Origin of the sequence: Brasilonema sp. UFV-L1 (assembly GCF_012912105.1) — a bacterium.
In the GTDB taxonomy this organism is placed as follows: Bacteria; Cyanobacteriota; Cyanobacteriia; order Cyanobacteriales; family Nostocaceae; genus Brasilonema.
In genome coordinates, this window is sequence record NZ_QMEA01000124.1 from 1 (window position 1) to 19253 (window position 19253).

The 19253-nt window shown below is 42.0% G+C and carries 16 protein-coding genes and 1 pseudogene; 6 read left to right on the forward strand and 11 right to left on the reverse strand.

The genetic code is table 11. The features are described 5' to 3' along the window. Positions 1-32: 32 nt before the first annotated feature. The 5 genes from DP117_RS26420 to DP117_RS26440 all read right to left on the reverse strand — a co-directional run bounded on the left by DP117_RS26420 (position 33) and on the right by DP117_RS26440 (position 7460). The gene (locus DP117_RS26420; protein ID WP_248277845.1) at positions 33-203 is read right to left on the reverse strand and encodes a helix-turn-helix domain-containing protein; all 171 of its coding nucleotides are present in this window, start codon (positions 201-203) and stop codon (positions 33-35) included. A gap of 319 nt (positions 204-522) precedes the next feature. Further along, complete coding sequence (gene leuS, locus DP117_RS26425) at positions 523-3102, reverse strand: leucine--tRNA ligase (protein WP_169221188.1); 2580 nt, start codon at positions 3100-3102, stop codon at positions 523-525. 221 nt (positions 3103-3323) lie between these two features. Beyond that, positions 3324-4214 carry an ion channel gene (locus DP117_RS26430; RefSeq protein WP_169221189.1) on the reverse strand — a complete coding sequence of 297 codons (891 nt, stop codon included), beginning with the start codon at positions 4212-4214 and terminating at the stop codon, positions 3324-3326. Positions 4215-4802: 588 nt separating this feature from the next. After that, positions 4803-5603 carry an MOSC domain-containing protein gene (locus DP117_RS26435; RefSeq protein WP_169221190.1) on the reverse strand — a complete coding sequence of 267 codons (801 nt, stop codon included), beginning with the start codon at positions 5601-5603 and terminating at the stop codon, positions 4803-4805. Between the two features lie 216 nt (positions 5604-5819). Beyond that, positions 5820-7460, reverse strand: coding sequence for a transposase (locus DP117_RS26440; RefSeq protein ID WP_169221191.1), 1641 nt, complete (start codon positions 7458-7460; stop codon positions 5820-5822). A 228-nt stretch (positions 7461-7688) separates the two neighbouring features. On the opposite strand from DP117_RS26440, the gene tnpA reads away from it, so the two are divergent. Further along, positions 7689-8129, forward strand: coding sequence for an IS200/IS605 family transposase (gene tnpA, locus DP117_RS26445; protein ID WP_169221192.1), 441 nt, complete (start codon positions 7689-7691; stop codon positions 8127-8129). Positions 8130-8253: 124 nt separating this feature from the next. On the opposite strand, the gene DP117_RS26450 is transcribed toward tnpA, so the two are convergent. The 6 genes and pseudogenes from DP117_RS26450 to DP117_RS26475 all read right to left on the reverse strand — a co-directional run bounded on the left by DP117_RS26450 (position 8254) and on the right by DP117_RS26475 (position 14210). Next, a complete protein-coding gene (locus tag DP117_RS26450; protein ID WP_169221193.1) occupies positions 8254-9243 on the reverse strand; it encodes an FTR1 family protein in 990 nt (329 codons plus the stop codon). A gap of 91 nt (positions 9244-9334) precedes the next feature. Beyond that, on the reverse strand, positions 9335-9772 hold the full coding sequence (locus DP117_RS26455) for a ferritin-like domain-containing protein (protein ID WP_169221194.1): 438 nt from the start codon (positions 9770-9772) through the stop codon (positions 9335-9337). Between the two features lie 229 nt (positions 9773-10001). Further along, positions 10002-11036 carry a helix-hairpin-helix domain-containing protein gene (locus tag DP117_RS26460; RefSeq protein WP_169221195.1) on the reverse strand — a complete coding sequence of 345 codons (1035 nt, stop codon included), beginning with the start codon at positions 11034-11036 and terminating at the stop codon, positions 10002-10004. A 797-nt stretch (positions 11037-11833) separates the two neighbouring features. Further along, the gene (locus DP117_RS26465) at positions 11834-12232 is read right to left on the reverse strand and encodes a hypothetical protein (protein ID WP_169221196.1); all 399 of its coding nucleotides are present in this window, start codon (positions 12230-12232) and stop codon (positions 11834-11836) included. Positions 12233-12460: 228 nt separating this feature from the next. Beyond that, complete coding sequence (locus DP117_RS26470) at positions 12461-12961, reverse strand: transposase family protein (RefSeq protein ID WP_169221197.1); 501 nt, start codon at positions 12959-12961, stop codon at positions 12461-12463. A 700-nt stretch (positions 12962-13661) separates the two neighbouring features. Next, positions 13662-14210 (reverse strand): annotated as a pseudogene (locus tag DP117_RS26475) (NUDIX hydrolase). A gap of 130 nt (positions 14211-14340) precedes the next feature. Here DP117_RS26475 and DP117_RS26480 point away from each other — a divergent pair. The 5 genes from DP117_RS26480 to DP117_RS26500 all read left to right on the forward strand — a co-directional run bounded on the left by DP117_RS26480 (position 14341) and on the right by DP117_RS26500 (position 19170). Next, positions 14341-15393 carry a dipeptide epimerase gene (locus DP117_RS26480; RefSeq protein ID WP_169221198.1) on the forward strand — a complete coding sequence of 351 codons (1053 nt, stop codon included), beginning with the start codon at positions 14341-14343 and terminating at the stop codon, positions 15391-15393. Beyond that, positions 15377-16426 carry a DUF1611 domain-containing protein gene (locus DP117_RS26485; RefSeq protein ID WP_169221199.1) on the forward strand — a complete coding sequence of 350 codons (1050 nt, stop codon included), beginning with the start codon at positions 15377-15379 and terminating at the stop codon, positions 16424-16426. Before DP117_RS26480 ends, DP117_RS26485 begins: the two co-directional genes overlap by 17 nt. 106 nt (positions 16427-16532) lie before the next feature. Beyond that, positions 16533-17552, forward strand: coding sequence for an ABC transporter ATP-binding protein (locus DP117_RS26490; protein ID WP_169221200.1), 1020 nt, complete (start codon positions 16533-16535; stop codon positions 17550-17552). 115 nt (positions 17553-17667) lie between these two features. Next, positions 17668-18567 (forward strand): ABC transporter permease, encoded by a 900-nt coding sequence (locus tag DP117_RS26495; protein ID WP_169221201.1) that lies wholly within the window; start codon positions 17668-17670, stop codon positions 18565-18567. 207 nt (positions 18568-18774) lie between these two features. Beyond that, entirely contained in the window at positions 18775-19170 is a 396-nt protein-coding gene (locus DP117_RS26500) for a hypothetical protein (protein ID WP_169221202.1), read from the forward strand. Positions 19171-19253 lie beyond the last annotated feature (83 nt).

The window sequence follows — 19253 nt, forward strand, 5'->3', positions numbered from 1 at the left end:
CTTTGGAATCCCCCGCTGTAATGGTACTCCATTCAGCGGTGGGAGGATGTCAATTTTCCTGTATTTCGATAACGACGTATTAACCGTTGAACGAATGATAAGCTGACTTTGAAGCGATCGGCTAATTGTCGTTGCGACCCTTCTTTTGCTTTATAAGCATCAACCACACGTTGGCGTAGATCCGTTGAGTAGGGGACAGGCATTTTCAGTGAGTATTTTTACTGCCTATGAAAGTTTACTAGATTTGTAGTCTACTCAATTGAAAACCGCTGTAACTGAACGGTATTGAGATGTAAGCTGAGAAACTATATTCCCCAATACGGTTCAGATAAGACCAAAAACGTTATCACCGATAGCAATGTAGAGACGTTGCATGCAACGTCTCTACATATTTGAAATTGTTAGCAACAATCCTTAACTGAACCGTATTGCCATATTCCCAGAGAAACTACAAACAAGAAAGAAGGCAACAAAAATATCACCTTCTTCCTTCTCTTCATTTCCTCAATGACAAAAAACCCTTTAACCAACGACAAAATTTACTAACTTCCCCGGCACCACAATCACCTTGTTAATTTCCTTACCCTCAATAAAACGCTGAACAATTTCTGACTCACGAGCATACTTTTCCAACTCTGCTTTATCAGCTTGTGCCGGAACTTGGAAATCTGCACGCTTTTTGCCGTTGACTTGAATCACTAAAGTGATTTCATCAGCAACCAAGGCAGATTCATCATACTTCAACCAAGCTTGTTTATGAACAGATTCAGTATTACCTAATTGCTGCCATAATTCTTCAGCAATGTGAGGTGCAAAAGGTGCCAGCAACACTATTAAAGTCTGAATACCTTCTGCATAAACTGATGAATCTTTGCAGCTAGCTTCAGCCAAAGCGTTACTCAACTTCATCAATTCTGATACCGCTGTATTGAATTGATATTCGCCTTCTACATCTTCCGTAGCTTCTTTGATAGCAATGTGAATTGCCCGCCGCAAGTCTTTTTCTGCTTTACTCAATTGAGTTTGCTGATTGTGAACCTCTCTTGGCTGGGTGGTAAAATCAGTTACCAATCGCCAAACCCTGTTCAAGAAGCGGAATTGTCCTTCCACATCCGCTTCATCCCATTCCAAATCTTTTTCTGGGGGCGCTTTGAACAAGATGAACATCCGGGCAGTGTCTACACCATATTTGCTGATGACTTCTTCTGGTGCGACACCATTACCCTTAGACTTAGACATGGTGGCGTAAAGGCGTTGCAATGGTTCACCTGTTTGCGGATCGCGAGGATCATCTGGATTGCTGACAAGATAGGAAGGAATCCATTTATCTTTTCCAGACTTGTTGGGATTCAAATAAGTTAAACCCTGTACCATGCCTTGAGTCAACAAGCGTTGGAAAGGTTCATCAAAATTCAACAAACCTCTGTCTCGCAATACCTTAGTAAAGAACCGCGAATACAACAAGTGCAAAATCGCGTGTTCAATACCACCTACATATTGATCGACTGGCATCCAGTCATTTGTCTTCGCGGAGTCAAAAACCTGCTTGTCATTCTTAGCATCGGTAAAGCGCAAGAAATACCACGAGGAATCAATAAAAGTATCCATCGTGTCAGTTTCCCGCTTTGCTGGAGTGCCACAAGTTGGGCAAGGGACATTTACCCAATTTTCCAACTTAGCCAAAGGTGAAGGTCCGCGTCCAGAGAATTCAACATTTTCTGGCAACTGCACCGGCAAATCTTCTTCAGGAACTGGTACTGTACCACAGTTAGGGCAGTGAATCACAGGAATGGGTGCGCCCCAGTACCTCTGCCGCGAAATCAACCAATCTCGCAAGCGATACTGTACCCGCGCTTTACCAAAACCTTGTTGTTCAGCGTATGCGACGATCGCTTGCTTAGCATCAACAGAAGCCATTCCATCAAATTGACTGGAATTAATCACAATTCCTGGTTCTGTATATGCCTGTTGTAGAGACGTTGCATCCGAGAGTTCTACATTATCGGGTGGCACAATCACCACTTTGATGGGCAAATTCTGTTCTTTAGCAAACTTAAAATCTCGTGCATCGTGCGCGGGAACACCCATGACTGCACCCGTACCGTACTCGTACAACACGTAATCAGCAATCCAGATAGGAATTTCTTCCCCAGTAAACGGGTTAATTGCTTTACCACCAGTCGGAATTCCACGCTTGGGTTTATCTTCAGCTGTGCGTTCCAACTCGCTTTGATTAGAAACCTCTTGAATAAAAGCTTCTACTTCTGTTTCCCGTTCTTGTGTTGTCACACGCTTTGTCAAAGGATGTTCTGGCGCTAACACAACGTAGCTAACACCATAAACTGTATCTGGGCGAGTGGTGTACACACCAATTTTCTCTTCCATCCCAACAATGGGAAATTCCAAGTACGCCCCTGTTGACTTACCAATCCAGTTTGCCTGCATTAACTTGACGCGTTCAGGCCAACCTGGTAACTTATCGAGGTCATTCAACAATTCTTCAGCGTAGTCAGTAATTTTTAAAAACCACTGTCGCAAAAGTTTGCGTTCAACTTTAGCACCACTGCGCCAAGAACGTCCTTCGCTATCAACTTGCTCATTCGCCACGACAGTTTGGTCAATAGGATCCCAGTTTACAGCAGCTTCTTTTTGGTAAGCTAATCCTGCTTTTAAAAACTGCAAGAAAATCCACTGTGTCCACTTGTAATAGTCTGGCGAACACGTGGCAACTTCGCAATCCCAATCAATGGAAAAGCCAAGACGCTTTAATTGTTGCTGCATCTGAGCCATATTTTCATACGTCCACTTCGCAGGCGGTATTCCTCTGTCAATCGCGGCGTTTTCTGCTGGTAAGCCAAAAGCATCCCAACCCATAGGATGTAGTACCCGATAACCTTGCATCCGTTTGAGGCGGGCAATCACATCAGTAATCGTATAATTACGGACGTGACCCATGTGCAGGCTGCCCGAAGGATAAGGGAACATGGACAAGGCGTAGTATTTTGGTTTACTGCTATCTGTAACAGTTTTATCTAAACCTTGTTCAGTCCATGTTTTTTGCCATTTTTCCTCAATTGCTGCTGGGTTATATCGGGACTCCACAACGAGAACTCCTAACTGAATTTAATAGTCGCTTCTGTTTCGCTATTGTGGCATACTCTAGAGTTATCCTGACGGCCCAAGTGCCACTCTCGAACTACTTTTATGTGTTTCTACTATTGTGCCAAATTTCTCTACTTACTTAACTCAAGTTGCTAATACAGCAAGGTAGTGACTGCGATCGCTGCGGACTATGATTACGTTGTTCGTGCGTAAGCCCTGATTTAATCCCCAATCGATATAACATCATGAAAACGCGAGTAGTCAATACTACGTCTACCTTCATGTGTCTTCGACAAAATATCAACAAATCGCATATTCCAAAGAATTTCCTCCGCGACATACGAGTGACGAGCATGAATAGTTTGAGATACAGTTTCATCAAGCCCAGTAAAAGTGACTAAGACTTCCATCTCATCCTCAAACATTTCCTCTGATGAGATTCCATACAAAGGACTAGTTTCATCTATTGGGTGCATAATTGTCCAACTCAGGGCAAAAAGTGGTGAGTGACTGCGAAGCAGCGACATATCATAAAATCGACGCATCACATCTCCTTCTTTACTAATTTCGCTGCGTACCAAAGTAACTCTGACTTGTGCTTCTAAAATCCAGTTTTGGCGTTCGTTAGCGACACGCAACATCAAAGTTGGCATATCGTTATGTGGAGTAATAACTGCTACATGACTAAACATGACTCGCGCTTTGGGAAGAGAAAACCGGGCAAACATTAACCCAGTCGCCATCGCCAACCCCATAAGCCCTAACAACGATTCAATAGTCACTAAAATGTTAGTGTAAAATGTTTTGGGATACATTGCCCCATAGCCAATAGATGCCATCGTCTGGACGCTAAAAAAAAAGGCGTCAAGGAAGTTACCCGGACGGGCATTTTCAATACCATCGCCTCCCGCAAGATATGCTAAGGCAAACAAGGTGTTAGCAAGTATATACCCAAAACTAATAAGTGCTAGAGTTTTATACCAGCAAAGAGTCAGTAGCAAATGATATGGATCACGCCAACGGTAGTTGGATGCACCTATACGTAGGACGTTGAAGCCGCCGTCCCGGTTAATTATCCGAGGTTTTGATATTTTTCGACGGGTCTTTTTCATCGACGACGAAGTTATGGTAACTCGAACTGAGGATGTGTACTACTCATTATCTAATTAAATACCGGCAAAATCTTTTAAAGGAGAGATAGCTAGCCCCTTAGGGGGCCGGAGCTAACGCTTGCCTTAAGCGCAAAGCGCACGCTACGCGCTTCGGCAGATCGCACAAGCACCCTCAAATATTTTTTACTTGCATTAGTTGGTTTTGCGATAGCTAGCCCCTAAGGGGGACGCATTTATCGTGACAAAAGCAACAAACCTTCTATTTATTAGGTTTGAGAACGACGATTTCTCGTCGAGGCTGTCAAAAAGCGCGGGGTTCTTGAAAGTAATCGAGCGGAGTAACGAGAAAACCCGCGCTTTTTGACAAGGTTTGTTGCTTTTGTACAGGATTTTTCCACGGGGCCGGAGCTAACGCTGCAGCATAGCGGCAGATCGCCTATCTTATTTCCATGACTTTCAACGCAGCACACATCGCCCTCATGCTATTGCAGCTTGTATTCGCTTCTGGTTGGCGTTTAGGACTCATTCTGTTTTGTTTGATAGCAATCACAGTCATTTTTGAGTCCCTGCGTTAAGCATATCTACTGTTTACTCAGCGTTACCAAAAGTATCACCTATTGCCACTGTACCACCATTGATCACCTGTGCCAAAACACCCGTCTGTGTGTGTTGAAAATTCTTTTGCAGCAGAGTCAGCAAGGAGATATCTCTTTCTCCTGTCTCTGGATTGACTTCTATATTTAAGCAGCGATTAATCCTGGCTGTAATTGCAATTCGTGCTGTACCAAGTTGCATTTCCTTACCCACCCAGTCAAATTCTCCCCAGGCGGGTACACCATCTAAAACAATATTAGGACGGAAACGACGAACATCTACTTGTCGTCCTGCGATCTCACTCAAGTGGTTAAGGGTTGCTTGACTGACAAGAGAAATATGCACGGCTTCCCGGTCGGGGTATCGAGTTTTGCCAAATTCTCCCACAACTTGCAAGGGTGCGCGGTTTGGATGTCTCGCAGCTTGACTTGGGTAAATCCCTGCGAGGTATCCTGTGAAGAAGGTTGCAATGCGATCGCGTCCACTTGTGCTATTCGTATCAGCAACCAATAACTCCACACCTTGACGCTTCACCGTTAAAGTACTAGTAGTGTCTTCATAAGCACAATCTAACGCTGCTAACCCAGCCCAGTCATTTTGCATGGCGAAGTTGTGCTTCTTCATCCAAGGGACTTTTGTTGAGTCAGGATATTGTGCGTCTTCTTTGTACATTAGGGCAAAAGTGCGATCGCCCCTAATACCATGTCCAACTTGCAAGTCAACGCGATCGCATTTCTGGGCGCTTAACCCTTTAAATGGATAGATGAATAACTCTCGGACACAAATTTTAGTCATTGGGAAAATAGTTGTTAGTTATTCAGCTTATAATGAGCGCTTAGGCGCTCATTACAAACTCATTATCCATTTTTGCTCAATCTTTCACCGAACACATCGATTTTTGTGCAACTGGCTGATTTTGAGAACTATTACGTCATGGCGGGAACCAAGCACCCATCCAAAACCAGTGAAAAGTTTGCGTTGAACCCTCCCCGCACGCTTCGTGACGGGGAATCACGCCACATCCCCATCTGACTTCTCGCCCTTACTGGCTGCCTGGTCAGTGGTTAGTGGCTCGTTGGAAACCCGCTCCGACGGAGAACCAGACTGCGTACTTTCGGACTTGCCTACTAGTTCGCGGGTTGTTTTTTTTTGCTGATATGCCTCCAACAGGATTGGTTCCAACCCCAAATACTCGTTCTGAGCATTTTGCAATACCAGCTTGTTCTGATTGACATGTCTACTCAAGAACGCGCTGAACAAATCACGATGATGCTCTGGAAGACCCGTTACATCCCGGTGAACTCGTTGATTCAAGGACTTTTTGATGCGCGTCCCGTCCAAATGAGCTTGGCTTAGCGCAGTTGTTTGAGTAGAAAACTTGATAACTGACCTACCGGGGGAATGACTGGAAAAATGGGGCAAGCCCTCTTGCGTTGATCTGGAAGCATCACGATTTATCGTGTTGTTATTAGGGCTTGCCCCATTTTTTTGTCCCAATGCGTCACCAGCAATTTCAGCTTTGGCTCGCAGTTCGGATTGTACGAAACCTGGGGATTTAGCAGAAATGGCTTTACCATAACGTTTCTGCCATCCCTTCACTGAAACATTTTCAGTTTTTATATGCTTGCCGTGCCTCAAAATTTCGTTAACAACACGACGGTTTTGGGTTTTGGCGTAAGCTGCTTTCCGGCGTTCTAGTTCACGTTTTTTATTAGCAGCCTTGAGATAGTTACTGGATTTCTTCCATTGCGCTTTACTTTTCTTGACCTTCCCTTTTTTGACAACGGTTTTTCGACCTTTCCTTGCTTCAAAGTTAGGCTCAAAGTTGTCAGGATTGTTGGCACGCATTCGACGCTGCATCTGTCTTTGCAGCTTGGTTATCTCTTTTTGAAAGCTGGGGACTTTTTCAGCGAATGGCAACAAGCCAGCATAGTCATCACCAACATATGCAATGTTGCTTACATTGAGGTCTAGACCTACCAGCCCGTCAGAAACGTAATTTTGAGCTTTTTGGTAAGGACTGCCTTCATTGACTAGCTGAGCATACCAGCGGCGTTTACCATTCAGGACACGCCACAACAAGCGGACATATTTAACGGGAGATTCAAGACCATGTCGAATAACTGGGTTGGTTGGATCAATGATTGGTTGTAATTTAAGGCTGCCCCAAACTAAACAATCGTCTTTCCATCTCAATCCCTGCTTATTGGTCTTACCTTCTACTGAACGAAACCTACTTGGTACTTTGTAACGAACATCACGAGCCAATCCAAGCATAACCCGTTCACTGGCTTTGAAAGCACGGGTAGCTAACTTTTGCTGAGTATTTGAATCAACTTTTTGAGCAATCCACTTAGCATTTTTGCTAGTTAAACTTGCAAAACTATGAAGGTCATACTCAGAATATCGGTACTGCTCTCTGGCTTTCTTGAATGTGTCACTGCGTTCTTTTTTCTTGGTTTTAGGCGACTGCCTAGCCAACTGATATAGTTCGGAGTTGCGGACTAATTCAAGTCGCTTCATCGCTTCATTAAGACATGCATTATAGAGTTGTCTACCAGCTTGAAAACGAGCTAGCAATTCAGATTCCTGCTTGCTATCTACAATTAACGGTACTTCCGTAATGAACGATAAAGTTGAACTCCGAACCACTTAAAATCACCTCCCGTGGAAAAAACCTGTAAAAAACGAGCAAACCTTCTCAAAAAGAGCGGGGTTGTTGCAAACAATCTCAACATTAATCAAAAAACCCGCTCTTTTTGAGAGCCTCAATGAAAGATCTCTCGTGTAGAACAGATAACTGGCAAGGTTTGCTCGTTTTTTATAGATTAGTGCGTCCCCCATGTTGTCGTTTATCTGTTGCTGTCTACAATAACTTTGATGATCATATATGTCAATAGAGCGGAGCTATATACAGTGAAAAATTCTTCAAGGGAATATCGGCACAATAATCATTCTGTAGGTTCGGCTACTGTTCATCTTGTCTGGATACCTAAACGACGAAAAAAGGTGTTAGTGGGTGAGGTAAAAACTCGTCTCAGTCAAATCATGACTGAAGTAGCTAACGAAAAAGAATGGATTATCAAAGCACTAGAGATAGCGCCAGACCATGTTCATGTCTTGGTGGAATATGATCCAAACACCCCGATTAATTCAGTAGTCAAAGCTTTTAAAGGACGTAGTTCGCGCTATCTACGCCAAGAATTTCCTCATCTGCTTAAGATACCTGCCTTGTGGACACATTCTTATTTCTACGACACCACAGGTAAGGTGAGCACAGCAAGAATCCAAGAGTACATTAACGACCCACACCACACCTGACGGTAAATAAATTTACCGTGTCGCATTTCCACCCCGATATAAATAACATAAGTCTGTCAATTCATTTAATTTCTTGACAGACTTATTTCGGGGCTACCATGCTCCCGCGTGAATTAGCGTGTATTCATTTTGAATTTTGAGATTGCGTCGCTTTGCTCGCAACACTTCGTGATTTTGAATTCTGCGAAGCGGTACTACCACTGCTTCCGCCCATGATGCTGCGGAAATACAAACCACCAACTGTTACTAAAAACACAACATATCCCACTGCTTGCACAACATAGAGATATTGCCTGTAACCAAATAAAGCTTGAAGAATCACACCTGGAAACCTTTCATCAGGCAAGATGTTGGAAGTATTCCAAACCATTGGACCCAAAATACAAGAGTGGATTCTAGTGAACCGTTCGTAGTAAAAACAAAGACTTTCCGAGGCGCGGTTGCTCAGAGCAAGAGTAGCAATAGCTTCGTCAAACTTCTGCAAAGCAGTGACCACTAACCCAGCTACAATCAATACTAATAAAACGCCCATGAATTGGAAAAATTGGCGGATGTTGATTTTAACACCCCATTTAAATAATAGTACGCCAATTAACGCTGCGAGTGCAATACCAGCAAGAGCTCCAAGAGCAGGAATAAGCCCCTGTTGAAAGTTAGCAGCAACGAACAAAACCGTTTCAAACCCTTCGCGTACAACGGCAATAAACACTAAACTGAAAACACCCCAACCAGCATATGATGAGTTTTGTTTTAAAGCATTTGTAACTGCTCCTTCAACTTGAGCCTTCATAAATCTGGCTTGTTTAGTCATCCAGATAAGCATCCAGCTCAGCATAATAATAGCTAATATGCTGAACACACCTTCCATTACTGGCTCAACCACTGATGAATACTGCGGATTAATTGCACTAAGTGCTTGAACCATCCAAGTGAAAAGAAAACCTATGAGTGCGCTGACTATGATACCAACGCCGACACCAGCATAAACCCAGGGGTTAAGACGAGATTGTTTAGCTTTTCTTAGCAAAGCTAACACAATACCAACAACAAGAGCGGCTTCTACTCCTTCTCGGAGTGTAATCACAAAAGTGGGTAAGGCAGCACTAAAGTTCATTATTTGTCCTTTGTCCTTTGTCCTCGGTTCTTAGTCATGAGTCATGAGTATAAATGAAATGACTCATGACTCATGCCTAAATCACTAATAATTATTCAGTGAAATCGCTTAACATCTTTTTCAGTTCAAGATTATGCATCTGTTCCTCATCAATCATGTTACGAGCAAATTCTTCCAGATCAATACTGGAATTGCTAACAGTTTCCAGCAGGTTTTTATACAGCCCCAGTGCTTTTTCTTCATGAGCTAAGCTTTCTGCTAAGATATCCTTGACTGAATGGTTACAAATTTCATCCACGGATGAAATTCGTAAACTAGGACGACCTTCTAACCCCGTGAGAATTTCTCCCACTTTTTGGGCATGAAGTAGAGATTCGCTTGCCTGCTCTTTCAAAAAATCCACAATCGTAATACGGTAAGGACCGGTTACTATTAATGAATAGCGAGTATAACGCACTACTCCTAATAGTTCACATTCTATGATAGAGTTCAGCAAATCGATTGTTTGTTTTTGGTCAAGTTGCATCATGTTGCTGCTCATCGTGATACGTGAAAGTTTGTTCAGTTATGAGCGATAAGTGATGAGTTATTCATTAATTCATAGGGAAGAAATGAAAGCTGATGAAAGTTATGGCAATTTGGCTTCACCCAATTCACCCAATTCTTAACTCTTAACTCTTTGTTCACTGACTACTCAATTTAAATTCTTGCTTGAGAGTAAAATCCTAGGCAAGTACCACGACAAACAATTCAAGATATTATTGCTGCGCTTGAGTGCTAGAACTATCAATAATTTTTTGAGAATTTTGCTCAATGGTTTTCACTAGCTTAGTAACATCTTCTGGAGTTTTGACTGGTTTAGCTGGTGGAGTTGCAGAAGGCCAAACTTTTGTCAGTTCAGCCAGACTCGTTTCAATCGCTTTATGTTCTTGGGGATGATCTTTAGCGACTTTACTGGAAATTCCTTTATATAATTCACGAACATAGTTGACAAAGCCACGGGAATCTTGATATTCAATATCTGCGGAAATTTTATTATCTGCAATTGCAGCACCATATTCTGAGTTAGCTGCATCTAGTAACCCGTTAATAACTTGTAGTACGAATCTAGGTTGCGATCGCTGATCTGTTGGTAAAGCTGTCACAGCGCTATCCACTGCTTGCATAGAAGAGGTAAAATCAGTTTTGACCTTGGGATTTTTGGGATTAGCTTTGACGAAATCTTGCAAACTAATCAAAGATGTCTTAAACTCTTTAACTTTGCGCTCATTTAATTGCTCTTCAACATCAACGTAAATCTCTTCCACTGGATGACCGATATGAGGTTCTGCTTGTTTGGGCTGATTTTGATCCAACAGTTCTTTTGCGACTAAAAGGTGTCCTTTCATGAGTCCGAGTTTCGTCATGTAGTCTACATCTTTTGCTTCCCCAGTCAGAACGACTTCCTCAATAGTCACCTGATCCTTAATTTGGTCGAATTGCTCTTGGCTAACAACCTTTTTAGAAACTAAGTCCTCAGGACTACCATATGGACGACTTGCCTGAATTTTGTGAGATAATGCCGGCACACCAAGCTGTGCTTCAAACTTATCTAACTCCGATAGAATCGCAGTATTGATGTTAATTTTCTTTTTGCTACTGTGTCCGCTATGACTGACAGCTTCAGTAACTTGGGGACTCGGACTAACAACTGGTGGAGTTGAATTGTCTGCGGTTTGTGTACCATTACAGGAACTCAGAGCGAAGATGAAGGCACTCGCAATAGTCAAGCAGATGTAACGAAATTTTATCATTTTTGCTCCTATAAAGTGTTTGAAAAGTAATCATTAAAACATTCAAGCTAGTAAATCACAGCGGAAATAACTAGACAGTTAAAGATAGACAAAACTAGTCTGACTATCTACTGTGTCCTGATTTCATCAATGAATTTGACTGTGGATTTTAGATTTTGTTATGACACTTTCGCATAAATGATATTACTTTTCAACTACTTGCTAATATTTTAACGATAATTTAAGATAAATTATCACTAGAATTTGAAAGTGTAGAGGATAAGATAGTAAGTACATACGCAAAAATGAACAAGCTTGTCTGTACTTTATGCGATAGGCACAAAGCTTGTCCCCATCTTTGGGTAGCGAAGCATCAATGGAGTTCTGAGTCGCTTAGCAACTCAGAAGACATGTTAAAACGCAACTTAGTTTAAGTATAAATAGTAAAATCTCTACATAAGCTCTGCTAAAAAAAACCCCTTGCAAGCTACCTTATAAGGTCATGCAAGGAGTGATAAATAACTGGGAGAAAATTGAACACTGTATATTGCTTTTTCAGCTTGTAGCTGAAAATCTTTACTTGAAGAGGTGCTGTTTCAAATAATTGCCGTCAAGTGTTAGAAAGTTTTAACATAATTTTGTGCATATGTGTGTTTCATCTGTAGTTTCCACGGAAAAATATACAAGTTCTATGCGCAATAGCTGGTTAAGCTCTTAATCAATAGGCAAGAAAAGATACCAAGCTCTAGCACCGGAAGCAACCATTCTGCATAGTAACGCATATATGCTCAGTCGCTAGTACAAAACAACAGAAACAACTAGACGGTTAGGAACAGGATACTACCTTGATTATGCAGGTATTTTTCTCTGCTAAGTTTTGACTTTTCAATCCTTGCACTCGTTGCAAGACCTAGAGATATCACAACAGTTGACCAAAATGTCAAGGTATATATTTGAGACAAAATTTGACTTGCTCCCCAAAGTAAGTGAAATCCTAAATATCCAGTATATACAGTCATGACCTTTGCTAGCAATGCTCCAAAAACGTCAATTTTTTCTATCCATTGATGCCAAGAACTAGGATGGAGTAAGTTAAAAAAGGTCAAAAATAGAAACATACCAACAGATAACATATTCCGTTCATAGAGTGGAATTTGAGCAATATCGAGCTGTGTAGGCAATTTCCCAGAAACTGAATGAACACGTGAATTCTGCACTATAACAAGCCCTCAGTTGGTGTTTCAAAAAAACAACTAATCTATGATGGGGGAAAAACTATAAATGAGGAAGTTATCTCCCACTAGATCAATGGGATGCCCTGGTGCCCTAGAAATACTTTTCTAAATTGTATGCTTTCAACAGACGCTTTACACACTTATATGAGCATACATATTTTTACAAAAAAAATCTACCTTAGAAAAAAATAAGACTCTTATTCATTGACATTATGGTGATAATTTTTTTTTATTTTTTCCAAATTTGTCATAGTAAGACCTCTTTTTACTAAGTTCAATATGCTGTTTGTGTCGCTTTTGACGGATGTGGTTAAAAATATTCTTTACTTGCTCAACACGAAGATGTTGCTGTTGGCTAACTTGGTCAATATTGAAGTGATTGATTTGGGAGTAAATATTTTCCTCATACCTTTGTGTGTACTTTCTTCGCCAATCGATAAACTGTAATCGCTCAGTAACATATCGCTGGCAGACTCTGCAATAAAACTGGCGACGTGGTAATTTTAAGTACACTTCCTTTCCAGATACTGGCAAATCTCTAACTACAATTGGTCGAATTTGATGTAATTCCTCTGTGTAGTTACGACAATGTGGGCAGCACATACCTTTCGCTAAAACCTTTAATTGAAAGGATACTGAATCTTGAAAAGACTCGTAAGATTCAACTGCAACACCAGGTAAATTGAGTAAATTTGTTAAACGTGGGTTCATCAGAAAACTCTTACTCTAAGTTACATCTAGCACCCTGGATGACTGACTCACTGATTCAGTTTTTACACAGCAGGAGTCGAATCAAGATTTTTTTTGGCGACGCATAGGTAGCAATAATGAACCAGTAGGCTTTTCTCCTCGTAGGAGATGCACAAAGCCATTTGTACCTCTTACTTTTGTGCATCCCTGACAAATTAAGTGTAAATCTTGTTTGCAAGAATATGTTTGCCGCCACACTAAAACAAGTTTTACCACATAGTGGAGCAAAATTTATCTTCAATAAAAAATAATAATGCTTCGTACCTCAGAGAAAACAGCGACCCAATGTAAGGTAGTATAAGCTTGAGAATATGTGCAACAAAGCTAGAGTCACCGAAAAGAGCAGAGGGTGTCACATCGGGAAGGTTTTTAGCTGTAGGCAATGCTTATGCAAAGAGCCTTAGTATTGGGCGTTAAGCGTAGCTCTCCGTAGGAATCGCCTGATCAGCACAGCTAGCCGTACTGTAGGTAGGGTAGCGCGATGTTTTGATATAGCAATCCTAAATCATGAGCCGCTGTGAGCACGCGCAAGCAACCTGACAAACAAAAACCCTGACTTTTTTTAGACGTCGGGGTTCTGTAGCTTTCAGTTCTCACAAATCAAATAGGATGGCTATAGGTGTGGGATGAGTTCAAAAAAGTCAATAGCAAGAGATTTTACTTACTTGAGAAAATTCAAACCTAAGCAAATAGCTGCAATTGTCCCCGCTACCGAAATTTCGCCTTGAACAATTTTTTCCCTCACTGATTCTATAGGAATCAAGACTACTTCTATTTCTTCTGTTATATCTAACTTTTGTTCTCCGGATTTGATCACATCTTCTGCTAAAAATAAATGTATTTTATTTGTATCTTTACTAGGGTTGTCATATAGCGTTGCTATTCTTGCGACTTTTTGTGCAACATAACCAGTTTATTCTTGCATTTCTCTAATTGCTGCGGCTTCGGCACTCTCTTGCTCTGGGTTGAACAAGCCAGCAGGGAGTTCTAACAAAAATTCACCGACAGCATGTCTATATTGGCGTACAAAAATAATTTCTTTGCTACTGGTGACAGGTAAAATAAGAGTAATTTCTGGTCTAACATTGACGAAATAATCATCTATAATTCTACCGTTGGGTAATTCTATTTCATCTTGCCTGACTTGACACCAATAATTATCCAAAACCATTTTGGACTTTAAAAGCTTCCATTTTTGTAAGTTTGTCATATAAATAAAGTGAATATCAAAATAGACAAAAAGATTTAAAAAGTATAACAGAGACAGAAGATAGGTAAAAAGCTGAACTAAGCTTTTATTTGAAAAAGCACGCGGTTTTACAGTCAGATTACGCAGATTTATGCAAATAAAAGTAAAAATATTTACCGTCAAGAAGCGCTTTCCTTTGACAATTAGTCGTGGTACAACGGCACAAACGACGAATGTATGGGTGAGAATTTTGCACGATGATATTGAAGGCTGGGGGGAAGCTTCGCCCTTTCGTGTGTGTACTTATCCGCAATCAACAGAAATCATCAAAGATGCTTTGCTACGAGTCGCGCCCTGTTTGCAAGCATTCAGTCCATTGCAACGACAAGAAATTGAACAAGTATTAACAAAAGCCTCAGTGCCTTCATCTGCTGTAGCAGCGCTGGATATGGCAATGCACGACTGGTTAGGAAAACTTGTGGGGCTACCTCTGTGGCAGATTTGGGGATTAAATCGTAACATCATAGTACCAACCTCAGTCACAATTGGGATCAATTCACCAGAAGGTGCTAAGGCAAGGGCACGAGATTGGCTTGAATTGACTCATGTCCGTCTTTTCAAGGTAAAGTTGGGAAGTCCAGATGGTATTGATGCAGACCGAAAAATGTTAATGGCAGTGCAAGAAGAAGCACCAGGGCTAGAGTTATTCGTTGATGCGAATGGGGGTTGGAGTTTGGAAGATGCAATACTCATGTGTAACTGGCTTGCTGATATCGGTGTAAAGTATGTAGAGCAGCCACTGCTAAAAGGTCAGGAAGAAAATTTAGCTCAACTCAAGAAGCAAATTTCTCTACCGATTTTTGTTGATGAAAGTTGCTTCAACAGTTCTGACATTCCCAAATTGGCAAGCTGTGTGGATGGGATTAATATCAAACTGATGAAATCGGGAGGCTTAACCGAGGCAATGCGGATGGTACATACAGCGCGAGCATATAAATTGCAAGTGATGTTCGGTTGCTATTCCGACAGTGTACTAGCAAATACAGCAGCAGCACAACTTGCTCCATTAGCAGATTATCTCGATTTGGATAGTCACTTAAATTTAATAGATGATCCTTTTACAGGTGCATACCTGCAGGAGGGGAGAATTTTACCAAACGATTTACCAGGGTTGGGGGTACAACATAGTGCGTCTGGCGCTTAATCAACGAGTAGCTGTCCTACTACATGAAGGAATTCACGGACGTTATGGCAAAACGGGTTTATCACTTTTACGCTATAGCGAAGCTCCTATTGTAGCAGCAATTGACCGCGAATGTGCGGGCAAATCTTTGATAGAGTTAACGGGTATCAAGCGTGATGTGCCAATCGTGGCATCAGTTGCAGCAGCGCTGGAATATCAGCCTGAGGTTTTGGTGATTGGCATTGCCCCCAAAGGAGGTGCTTTGCCAGATGATTATTGGCATGAACTTAAAGACGCTTTATCTGCTGGAATGTCACTGGTGAACGGTTTGCACACGCCATTGGCAAGTATCCCAGAGTTAAAAACATTGCTCAAACCAGGGCAATTTATTTGGGATGTACGCAAAGAACCACCCAACTTAGATGTTGCTAGCGGTTTGGCACGTAATCTCCCATGTCGGCGAATTTTGACTGTGGGTACCGATATGTCAGTCGGTAAAATGTCAACCAGCTTAGAGTTACATTGGGCATCACGCCTGCAAGGTTGGCGTTCTAAATTTCTTGCCACAGGTCAAACTGGTTTAATGTTAGAAGGAGATGGTATCCCATTGGATGCCGTTAGAGTAGACTTTGCTGCTGGCGCTGTAGAACAAATGGTCATGCGCTATGGGAAAAACTATGACATCCTACATATAGAAGGACAAGGTTCACTACTTCATCCCGGTTCCACGGCAACACTACCCTTAATTAGGGGTTCGCAACCGACGCAGATGATACTCGTCCATCGTGCAGGACAAACTGAAGTCGTTAATGGTGTGCCGATTCCGCCTTTATCAGAAGTCGTCAAACTTTATGAAACTGTTGCTTATGCAGGTGGTGCATTTGCTTTTGTACCTGTCGTTGGTATATCTTTGAACACAAAAGATTTAGATGAATCACAAGCATTGGATGCGATAGCTCAAACTGAAGCGGAAACTGGAAGACCTTGTACAGATGTCGTACGGTTTGGTGCTGATAAGTTATTAAATGCGGTTATGGAAAGTAATCGTGTTTGACTCAACTGAGGAGTACACGAAACGGACTTAATCGCCGCACCTCACACAACTCGTCTACAATAAAAATAGACTTTGTTGAGATTTGTATAGTTTAGGATAAACTATCATGGTTCCCGCCGTTTTGATTGAAAATTTAAAAAAACGTTACGGCACGGTTGAAGCTGTGAAGGATGTTTCCTTTCAGGTGGAACCAGGAGAAATCTTTGGTTTACTCGGTCCTAACGGAGCAGGAAAAACGACGACATTGAGAGCGTTGTCCACTCTCACGATACCAGATGCAGGTAAAATTGAGATATCTGGCATTTCTGTGGTGGATAATCCCAGAGCCGCAAGAAAAAGGTTAGGCTACGTAGCTCAGGAAGTCGCATTAGATAAAGTGTTGACTGGACGCGAACTGCTACAATTGCAAGCCGCACTTTATCACTTACCAGGCCCAGTCGCAAAACAACGAGTTAACACAGTGTTGGAATTACTCGGTTTGCAAGAATATGCAGATAAAAAAACTGGCACTTACTCCGGTGGATTACGCAAGCGCCTAGACTTAGCAGCAGGATTACTCCATGCACCAGATGTCTTGGTTCTAGATGAACCAACAGTAGGACTTGATATAGAAAGCCGTTTTGTGGTATGGGATTTCCTACGGAAGTTACGAGAAGCTGGAACAACGGTACTGATTACCAGTCATTATTTGGAAGAAGTTGACGCTTTAGCTGATAAAGTGGCAATTATTGACCGTGGAGTTGTGATTGCGACAGGAACACCCTCACAGTTGAAGGATAGAGTGGGTGGCGATCGCATCACCTTACGAATCCGTGAGTTTTCACCCGACGAAGAAGCACACAAAGCTAAAGATTTGCTGAAATCTTTGTCGTTTGTTCAAGAAGTCATTATAAATAACGCTCAGGGGAATTCCCTCAACTTGGTCGTCACACCACAAAATGATACTCTCATTACCATCCAACAAACCCTAAATTCGGCTGGATTACCAATTTTTGGTATTGCCCAATCTCGACCGAGTTTAGATGATGTTTATCTTGCAGCAACAGGACGAACTTTGATGGATGCGGAACTCGCAGCAGCGGGAAGTCGCGATCCAAAGGCCCAAAAGAAGCAGAATATGCGCTAGTACTCTAGGTAACTTTAAGGGGTAAATAAAAAAAACCGCATTAGCGAAGCGCTTAGGCGCAAAGAACGCAATAGTCTAAACATTTTGAATTTTGAATTTTGAATTTTGAATTGTTATGAGTGGTACTGTTTTCCCTCCAAAATCGGATATTAATTGGCAGCAAGTCGCATCACCTCAAGCTTATGAGGTAGACGCAACTCCCAATGTCTTTGGTGAATTTGTACAAGAGACACTTGCTTTAACTCGTCGCTTGTTTATTCAGTTACAGCGGCGTCCCTCAACATTAGTTGCAGGAATTATTCAACCAGTGATGTGGTTGGTGCTATTCGGTGCTTTATTTGAGAATGCACCAAAAGGTTTATTTGGCAATACCACAAATTACGGGCAATTTCTGGGCGCTGGCGTCATTGTTTTTACTGCATTTGCAGGAGCCTTGAATGCTGGTTTACCAGTCATGTTTGACCGAGAATTCGGCTTTTTGAATCGTTTGCTCGTCGCTCCTTTAGCATCGCGGTTTTCGATTGTCCTAGCTTCAGCAATCTTTATTATCAGTCAAAGTTTGCTGCAAGCTGCGGTGATTGTGACAGCGGCGGCGTTTTTAGGGGCTGGGGTACCAGACGTAGCGGGTTTGGGAGCAATAATCCTCATTGTCTTCCTGCTTGCATTAGGCGTGACTGCTATCAGCCTCGGTTTGGCTTTCGCCTTACCTGGACATATTGAACTGATTGCGGTTATTTTCGTCAGTAACTTGCCACTGTTGTTTGCCAGTACTGCTTTAGCTCCATTATCTTTTATGCCTCAATGGTTACAGATTGTAGCTACCCTCAATCCCCTCAGCTATGCCATTGAACCAATTCGTTATTTATATCTTCACAAAGATTGGGGATTAAATAGCGTAGTCATGCACGCTTTTTGGGGAGATGTAACCTTTGGTGGTGCCTTATTGGTATTGCTTGGCTTTGCCGTTGTAGCATTATTAAGTATTCAACCTCAACTACGACGGACTCTCGCTTAAAATATAGCAGTCCTATATTCTCTCCCCATCTCCCCACTCGCTGCGCTGCCTGCGGCACGCTGCGCTAACAAATTCACGCATCGCGTAGCGTTGCGAGTGAAGCGAAGCAATCTCAAAATTCAAAATTAATAATTTTTTTTTGAATTTTGAATTTTGAATTTTGAATTCCTCCGCAGGAGGTCTCCCCATCTCCCTCTAGAGGCTTTTATGAAAAAACCGTTTTTAACGCTTAAACAACTTTTTGTAGTTACTGTTGCAGGAATGAGCTTTGCTTCCTTAGCATTGCCTCAATCCAGCTTAGCGGATAGTTCAAGAAATATCCTGCAAGATCTTAGTCCACAACAGGATAACGATCCATTATCTCCTCGCAGTGACGAAGTGAATAATATGGGTGTGTTTAATTTAATGCATCGCCTTCAACAAGGAAATACAGTTTGGAACGCAGATGAACAAAACCAACAACTGAATGACGCTGCTGCTGCATTCAAGGCAAAGCAACAACAATTGTTTCAGCAAAATCAAACTCAACAGCAGCCAAATCAACCAAGCTTTCAGGTAAATACACCTGGAGTCAAAACAATTCAAAATTCAAAATCACGTTAGCGCAGCGCGCAAGGGAGGGCATAGATTGGATGCCACAGGCTTGCCCTGAGCCCTATGCCTACGGCACGGCTGCGCCTATCGGG